Source organism: Gordonia caeni (assembly GCF_039537105.1).
Classification (GTDB): domain Bacteria; phylum Actinomycetota; class Actinomycetes; order Mycobacteriales; family Mycobacteriaceae; genus Gordonia; species Gordonia caeni.
Genome location: NZ_BAAAZW010000014.1, coordinates 81,741 through 88,788, shown reverse-complemented (window position 1 = coordinate 88,788; position 7,048 = coordinate 81,741). Strand labels below are relative to the sequence as shown.

Sequence of the window (7,048 nt, the reverse complement as noted above, 5' to 3'; positions counted from 1 at the left end):
CGCGCCGTCAAGAACGGGACCTCAAAACGAAACAGCCCGGAATGTCCCCCTGTTCTCGCCTGGGCGCCGCTCTCCGTCAGTCGCAGGCCGCAGCGAGGGGTCTCACACTCCGCACACGTGGCTACTTGCGGGTGCGACGGCCGACGAACCAGCCGATCACGAAGCCGACCAGCACGGTGACCGTCAGCAACAGCCACAGCGGCTGGGTGATCGAGACCCAGCCGATGTTGAAGGTGGCGTCGGCGGTGTTGGTCGCGATGAAGATGATCGCCACGATCACCAGCACGAACGGGAGCCAATACGCCTTGACGAAAGTCGCGGCATCCCTGCCTCCCGCCGGAGACTTCGGTGCGGCGTACTTCGGGTTCTGCTCGATCATGGAAGGCTCCGATGGCTCTCGGGCCGGGCGCAGGAGGATTCCGCCCGGCGTGAATCCATCTAACACCGCAGGACAGCGCCGGTGCGGGCGGCGCGACGGTGCGCATGCGTGCTAGCGTCGAAGAAGAGTTCTCGGGGCGGGGTGAAACTCCCCACCGGCGGTACTGGATCCACCTTGGTGGCTCCGAGCCCGCGAGCGCCCGCGCAGTGCGCGGGGACAGCAGATTCCGGTGCGATTCCGGAGCCGACGGTCACAGTCCGGATGCGAGAGAACGGCAGCGCGGCGCCAGGCCGATGCTTGTCACCCCGAGCGTGTACGCGAAGGAGACAAGTGTTCACCGGAATCGTGGAGGAGCGCGGCGAGATCATCGCTCGCGACGACCTCGACCGAGCCGCCCGCCTACAGATCCGCGGCCCGCTGGTCACCAGCGACGCCTCCCACGGGGACTCGATCGCCGTCAACGGTGTCTGTCTCACCGTCGCCGGTCTCGACGGCGACGTCTTCTCCGTCGACGTGATGGACGAGACCCTGCAGCGCAGCTCTCTCGCACGGCTGGGCGCGGGCTCCCCGGTCAACCTGGAACGGGCGATGGCGGCCGACGGACGGTTCGGCGGCCACATCGTGCAGGGCCACGTCGACGGTGTCGGTGAAGTCGTCCGCATCGATCCGACCGAGAACTGGACGGTGGTGCGCATCGCGGTCCCCACCGAGCTGGCGCGCTACGTGGTGGAGAAGGGGTCGATCACCCTCGACGGCACCTCCCTCACGGTGTCGGCGCTCGGGGAGGACGACGGCCGCACGTGGCTGGAGGTCTCGCTGATCCCCACCACGCTCGCCGAGACGACCCTCGGTCTGGCACGTACCGGGGACCCGGTGAACCTCGAGGTCGATGTGATCGCTAAGTATGTAGAGCGGTTGACCGGCGCGGGCGCGCCGCACCGCAACGAGAAGGGCGAGTGAACGGGATGAGTGACGAGACTTCCACGGTGCGGCTCGACAGCGTCGAACGGGCGCTGGCCGACATCGCCGACGGCAAAGCCGTCGTCGTGGTCGACGATGTGGACCGGGAGAACGAAGGCGACCTGATCTTCGCCGCCGAGAAGGCGACGCCGGAGCTGGTGGCCTTCATGGTGCGCTACACCTCCGGATACGTGTGCGTACCGCTGGAGAGCGCGGACTGCGACCGCCTGGGGCTGCCGCCGATGTATTCGGTGAACCAGGACAAGCACGGCACGGCGTACACGGTGACCGTCGACGCCCGTGAGGGGGTCGGCACCGGCATCAGCGCCGCCGATCGCGCGAAGACGATCCTCACGCTGGCCGAGCCGGACTCCTCCGCACACGACTTCACCCGCCCCGGCCACGTGGTCCCGCTGCGTGCCAAGGAGGGCGGCGTCCTGCGCCGTCCCGGGCACACCGAGGCCGCCGTCGACCTGGCACGGCTGGCGGGGCTGCGTCCGGCCGGCGTGATCTGCGAGGTGGTCAGTCAGAAGGACGAAGGCGAGATGGCGCGCACCGAGGAACTGCGCGTCTTCGCCGACGAGCACGACCTCGCGCTGATCTCCATCGCCGACTTGATCGCCTGGCGCCGCCGCAACGAGAAGCACGTGGTGCGGATCGCCGAGGCGCGCATCCCCACCGAGTTCGGTGACTTCACCGCCGTCGGCTACTCCAGCCCGTACGACGAGGTGGAGCACGTGGCGCTGGTGAAGGGCGACATCACCGGCCCCGACGGCATCGGCGAGGACGTCCTGGTCCGCGTGCACTCGGAGTGTCTGACCGGCGACGTCTTCGGATCGCTGCGCTGTGACTGCGGGCCCCAGCTGAACGCCGCGCTGGCGGCCGTCGCCGAGGAGGGCCGCGGAGTGGTGCTCTACATGCGCGGCCATGAGGGCCGCGGCATCGGGCTGCTGCACAAACTGCAGGCCTATCAGCTGCAGGACGCCGGCTCGGACACCGTCGACGCGAACCTGGAACTGGGTCTGCCCGCGGATGCGCGCGACTACGGTATCGGCGCGCAGATCCTGGTGGACCTGGGCGTCAGGTCGATGCGGCTGTTGACCAACAATCCGGCCAAGCGCGTCGGCCTCGACGGCTACGGGCTGCAGATCATCGACCGCGTGCCGATGCCGGTCCGCCCCAACAAGGAGAATCTGCGCTACCTGCAGACCAAACGCGACCGGATGGGGCACCAACTCGACGGCCTGGACGAGGCGACAGCGGAAGGCGGAGCCGGAGCATGAGCGGCCATGGAGAACCCACTCTGGAACTGGCGGCGGCCGGCGAGCTGAAGGTCGCCGTCGTCGCCTCGCAGTGGCACGAGACCATCTGCACGGCACTGCTCGACGGTGCGGTGAACGCCGCCGCGGCGGCCGGGGTCACGGCACCGACGATCGTCCGGGTGGCCGGGGCCATCGAGCTTCCGGTGATCGTGCAGGCGCTGGCCCGCACCCACGACGCGGTGGTGGCACTGGGCGTGGTGATCAAGGGCGAGACCCCGCACTTCGAGTACGTCTGCGATGCCGTCACCGCCGGCCTCACCCGGGTCTCGCTGGACGAGTCGACGCCCGTGGGCAACGGTGTGCTGACCACCCTGAACGAAGCGCAGGCCCTGAACCGGTCGGGGCTGCCTGGATCCTCGGAAGACAAAGGTGCCCAGGCGATGTCGGCGGCGTTGGCCTCGGCTCTGACTCTTCGCGAGCTCGCCGCACGATGAACACCCCGGCGAAGGCCCAGGGCACCGACACCGACGACGACTGGGATCTGGTCTACCGTCCGCGGGCCATCGTGAAGATCGTGATCGCGGTGATCGCGGTGGTGATCGCCATCCACGTCACCTTCGGGCTGCTGCTGACCGTGTCGTACACGGGGGTCAACGTCGGCTGGGCCGATCAGCTCTCGCTGATCGGTATCGGCGTGGTGATCTCGGCGGCTCTGCTGCTGTTCACCCGGTCTCGGCTGCGCGTGGGACCACGCGGCGTGGGCGTGCGCAATCTGGTGTCCGAGCGCCTCTACGAGTGGGATTCGGTGAAGGGCCTGTCGTATCCGGAGAAGGCGCAGTGGGGGCGGCTGCTGTTCGCCTACGACGAGCACATTCCCGTCATGGCCGTGCAGGCCCGCGACGGCGCCGACGCCGTGGAGGCGATGCGCTCGTTCCGGCAGCTGCGGGAGAAGTACACGGCGCCGCCGGCCGCCGAAGCCTGACGCGGCTCATTTCGCGATCAGGGCACGCAGCGGAACTCCGAGCGCGGCGGCCTGCTGCCGGGCCGCCTCCAGCACCGCCGGATCGGTGCCGCGCGGCAGATCGAGCTCGAACTGCGGCGCGGTGAACGGACGCTGCGAACTGGCGCGCCAGCGCCGCGGCACCGTCCCCGCGGGCAGCACACCGAGGATCGCGACCATCGGGCGCAGAGCGTCGATCGGGTCACCGACGTCGAAGCTCACCACGCCGAGCGATCCCGGCGCACCCGAACGCGCGGTGGCGCGCTGCACCCCGGGAGGTTCGGTGCGCAGGTAGTCGGTCAGCGCCCCGGCGGTGACGAAGGGGTCGCCGGTGGTGCTCGCGTGCAGATCGGAGACGGTCGCCGACAACTCCACCAGAGCCGGGTCGGCGGCGGCGAATTCGCGCACCTGCCCGATCCTGGTCTCCAGTGCGGCCGGCGAGGTGTCGCCCAGGGCGCCGTCGCCGAGCCGGAGGAACACCGAGACGACCGCCTCACCGCCGCTGCCGTTCTCCGCGGGGAAGGCGACCGTCAGGTTGTGGTGGGCGATCTGCTGGTCGGCGCGGTGGGTGGCGATCTCGCTGATCGCCGCGGCCAGCTCCGGATCGGTGAGCCCCGCCCGCAGCTGGACCCGGCTGTCGGCCGAGCCGGTGCCGGGCAGGTCGTTGTTGCCCTGTACCCGGTGCGAGTCCACATCGGCCCGCGTATCGAGATAGCCGCCGAACTCGTCGGCGAATCCGGTTCCGGCGTTCAGGGTGCACCCGGTCACCAGGATCAGGCAGGCCAGCAACCCGGCGAGCACGGCCCTGCGACGGTGACGTGCGGGGGAGTGTCCGGCCCGGACTATCATGTGCGCCAGAGTAGTCCGGCCCGCGCGCGGTCCGGCGGGATCGCCGTTACGGTCAGAGGATGAGCCGATTCCCCATTCCCCGCCGCGACACCCGCAGGCAGGCGGTGACCACCGGGCTGGCCGATCTGGACATCCGGGTCTTCAACGCCATCGCCGATTCACCGAGCCCCCTGCTCGACCAGACCATGAAGCCGCTGTCGGCGGCGGCTGATAAGGGCAAACTCTGGTTCGCTGTCGCCGGGGGCCTGGCACTGACCGGCCGCCCGTCGCTGCAGCGGGGCGCGGTGCGCGGGGTGGTCACCCTCGGCGTGACGAGTCTGGTGGCCAACCAGGTGGGTAAACGCCTGCATCCCCGCCGGCGCCCTGACGCCAGCCGGATCACGTTGCGGCGCTTTCGCCGCCAGCCCACGTCCAGTTCGTTCCCCTCCGGGCATTCGGCCAGCGCCGCCGCCTTCGCCTGCGCCGTCGCCGTGGAGAACCGCCCCGCCGGTTTCCTGCTCGGCGGCGTCGCCGGGCTGGTCGGCCTCTCGCGCATCGTCACCGGCGCGCATTATCCGGGCGACGTCCTCGGCGGCTTCGTGCTCGGTGCCGGTGTCGCGGTGCTCGGCGCACAGCTGACGCCCCCGGTCGACGACCACGCCATCGTCCTCGAACGGCCGCGCCGCTCGGCACAACCTCCCCGGCCCGCCGGCGAGGGCCTGGTGATCCTGCTGAACCCGGAGTCCGGCGACGGCACCGGAATGCGCGTGCAGGAGCGCATCGCCGAGGCGCTGCCCGCCGCGGAGATCGTCGACCTGTCGGAGGTGACCGATCTGGCCGCCACCGCGCGCGAGGCCGCCGCCCGGGCAGAGGTACTCGGGGTGGCCGGGGGCGACGGCACAGTCGGCACCGTGGCGCGGGAGGCCGTGACCGCGGGGCTGCCGCTGGTGGTCTTCCCGGCGGGAACCTTCAATCACTTCGCCAAGGACATCGGTTGCGGAAGCGTCGACGACGCCGTCGCCCGGGTCCGCGCCGGGGAGGCGGTCGACGTGGACGTCCTGTGGCTCAACGACGACACCGTGATCCTCAACACCTCGAGTATCGGCGCCTACCCGGACTTCGTGCGGGCGCGCGACCGCTATGCGCACGGCGTCGCCAAACCGATCGCCGCGATCCGGGCGGGGCTGCACGTGCTGCGGCACAGCGAGCCGGTCACCGTCACCGTCAACGGACGCGAGCAGCAGATCCTGTTCTTCTTCCTCGGCAACTCGATGTACGGGTCGTCCGGGTTCTTCCCGGGACGGCGGACCCGGCTCGACGACGGCCTGATCGACGTGCGGTACCTCACTACCGGGCACCGCTTCGAAACGCTGCGGGTCGCGGCGTCCCTGATCTCCGGCCGCATCAAGAACTCGCGGCTCTACCACGAGGCCCAGGTCCCCGAGTTCCAGATCGACGCGGCGCAGCCGATCCGCGTCGCCCACGACGGGGAGGCCGGGGAGCTCACCACCCGCGCCGCCTACCTGCTCGACTATCGGGGTCTGACGGTGTTCGGCACCAGCGAGGTACCGAGGACCGCGCTGTGACCACCGGCTGGGTGGAGGTTCTCACCCGCATGGTCGACGGCCCGGTCGCACCGGTGACCGGTGTCGTCGAGACCGTCGATCCGGAGCCGGAGTTCCGGATGTGGTTCGGCGAGCTGCCGGTCTTCGTCGGATTCCCGCCCGGCGCGGTGCGGGTATGGCGGGACGGCGCGAAGCTGCGGGTGGACCTGCCCGACGGCACCCCGGTGTTCCGCGGCGACGGGGATCGGTCGTGGTCCTTCGATCCCGCGCAGCCGGCGCAGTCGCCGGTGTCGGGTCCGGCCCGGCGCGTGCACTACACCGGGCCGGCGGACATGCTCGTCGGGCTGCGCGACGCCAACGACTGGGCGCGCACCGACGACTTCACCCGGCCCACCGGTCGGCCCATCGCCGAGATCGACTTCCTCGGCCGCCCGGCCTGGGAGGTGGAGCTGGCGCCGCCCGAACACAAGCCGTATCCGATCCAGTTGGTCGTGGACCGGGCGACCGGGACCGTGCTCGAGATGCGCAACGACGGTGCAGGTGTCCGTGCGTCGTATGTGGAGTTCGCCCAGGCCGACGTGCCCCACGACTGGTACACCTGGGACGGCCCCGTGCTCGACGTCGCCGAACGGGATGCGCGGGAGGGCGCCCGTTTCGACGAGGAGCAGGCCGGGCGCCGGGCCTGGTTCGCCGAGAACGTGGGCGCCCCGGAGTTCACGCTGCCCCTCGCGCTGACCTTCGGTGAGCCGAGCGTGCACGGCGCGCGGCCGGCGGCCGACGGCACCCTCGAAGCCAGTCTGCGCAGTACCACCGGCAATCTGCACGCCCGTCTCGCCCGGCGCCCGCACTCCCCGCAACCGTGGGATCCGGCCTGGGACGGCGACGTGGAACGCTGGTCCGACGGCGACTTCGACTGGGCGTTCACGGTGCCCGGGGCCTCGCTGGACGATGCCGCCCGCGCGGCGGTCCGCGCCGCCTTCGGTCCGGAGCGTGTCGCCGGCCGGCGCCCGGAGGCGTCGCCCGGCGACGCTGTCGGCGGCGACGGCTAGCCTGG

At 70.8% G+C, this 7,048-nt stretch carries 8 protein-coding genes and 1 riboswitch; of the genes, 6 read left to right on the top strand and 2 right to left on the bottom strand.

Annotation, left to right across the window (positions count from 1 at the left end):
- Window positions 1-121: 121 nt before the first annotated feature.
- Window positions 122-379, bottom strand: coding sequence for a LapA family protein (locus ABD732_RS17890; protein ID WP_344786027.1), 258 nt, complete (start codon window positions 377-379; stop codon window positions 122-124).
- A gap of 123 nt (window positions 380-502) precedes the next feature.
- Window positions 503-656: riboswitch (FMN riboswitch) on the top strand.
- 53 nt (window positions 657-709) lie between these two features.
- Here ABD732_RS17890 and ABD732_RS17885 point away from each other — a divergent pair.
- Genes ABD732_RS17885 through ABD732_RS17870 form a run of 4 tightly spaced genes read left to right on the top strand, consistent with a single transcriptional unit; the run spans window position 710 to window position 3,583 of the window.
- The gene (locus tag ABD732_RS17885) at window positions 710-1,339 is read left to right on the top strand and encodes a riboflavin synthase (RefSeq protein ID WP_344786025.1); all 630 of its coding nucleotides are present in this window, start codon (window positions 710-712) and stop codon (window positions 1,337-1,339) included.
- Window positions 1,340-1,344: 5 nt separating this feature from the next.
- Window positions 1,345-2,622 (top strand): bifunctional 3,4-dihydroxy-2-butanone-4-phosphate synthase/GTP cyclohydrolase II, encoded by a 1,278-nt coding sequence (locus ABD732_RS17880; protein WP_344786023.1) that lies wholly within the window; start codon window positions 1,345-1,347, stop codon window positions 2,620-2,622.
- The gene (gene ribH / locus ABD732_RS17875; protein WP_344786021.1) at window positions 2,619-3,095 is read left to right on the top strand and encodes a 6,7-dimethyl-8-ribityllumazine synthase; all 477 of its coding nucleotides are present in this window, start codon (window positions 2,619-2,621) and stop codon (window positions 3,093-3,095) included. Before ABD732_RS17880 ends, ribH begins: the two co-directional genes overlap by 4 nt.
- Window positions 3,092-3,583 (top strand): PH domain-containing protein, encoded by a 492-nt coding sequence (locus tag ABD732_RS17870; protein ID WP_344786019.1) that lies wholly within the window; start codon window positions 3,092-3,094, stop codon window positions 3,581-3,583. The genes ribH and ABD732_RS17870 overlap by 4 nt, the downstream gene beginning before the upstream one ends.
- Window positions 3,584-3,589: 6 nt before the next feature.
- Here the strand turns inward: ABD732_RS17870 and ABD732_RS17865 are convergent, their stop codons facing one another.
- Window positions 3,590-4,450, bottom strand: a complete 861-nt coding sequence (locus tag ABD732_RS17865; protein ID WP_344786017.1) for a hypothetical protein — start codon at window positions 4,448-4,450, stop codon at window positions 3,590-3,592.
- A gap of 59 nt (window positions 4,451-4,509) precedes the next feature.
- Here ABD732_RS17865 and ABD732_RS17860 point away from each other — a divergent pair, with 59 nt between their 5' ends.
- Window positions 4,510-6,015 carry a bifunctional phosphatase PAP2/diacylglycerol kinase family protein gene (locus ABD732_RS17860; RefSeq protein WP_344786014.1) on the top strand — a complete coding sequence of 502 codons (1,506 nt, stop codon included), beginning with the start codon at window positions 4,510-4,512 and terminating at the stop codon, window positions 6,013-6,015.
- Window positions 6,012-7,043, top strand: a complete 1,032-nt coding sequence (locus ABD732_RS17855) for a hypothetical protein (protein WP_344786012.1) — start codon at window positions 6,012-6,014, stop codon at window positions 7,041-7,043. The genes ABD732_RS17860 and ABD732_RS17855 overlap by 4 nt, the downstream gene beginning before the upstream one ends.
- Window positions 7,044-7,048: the final 5 nt, after the last annotated feature.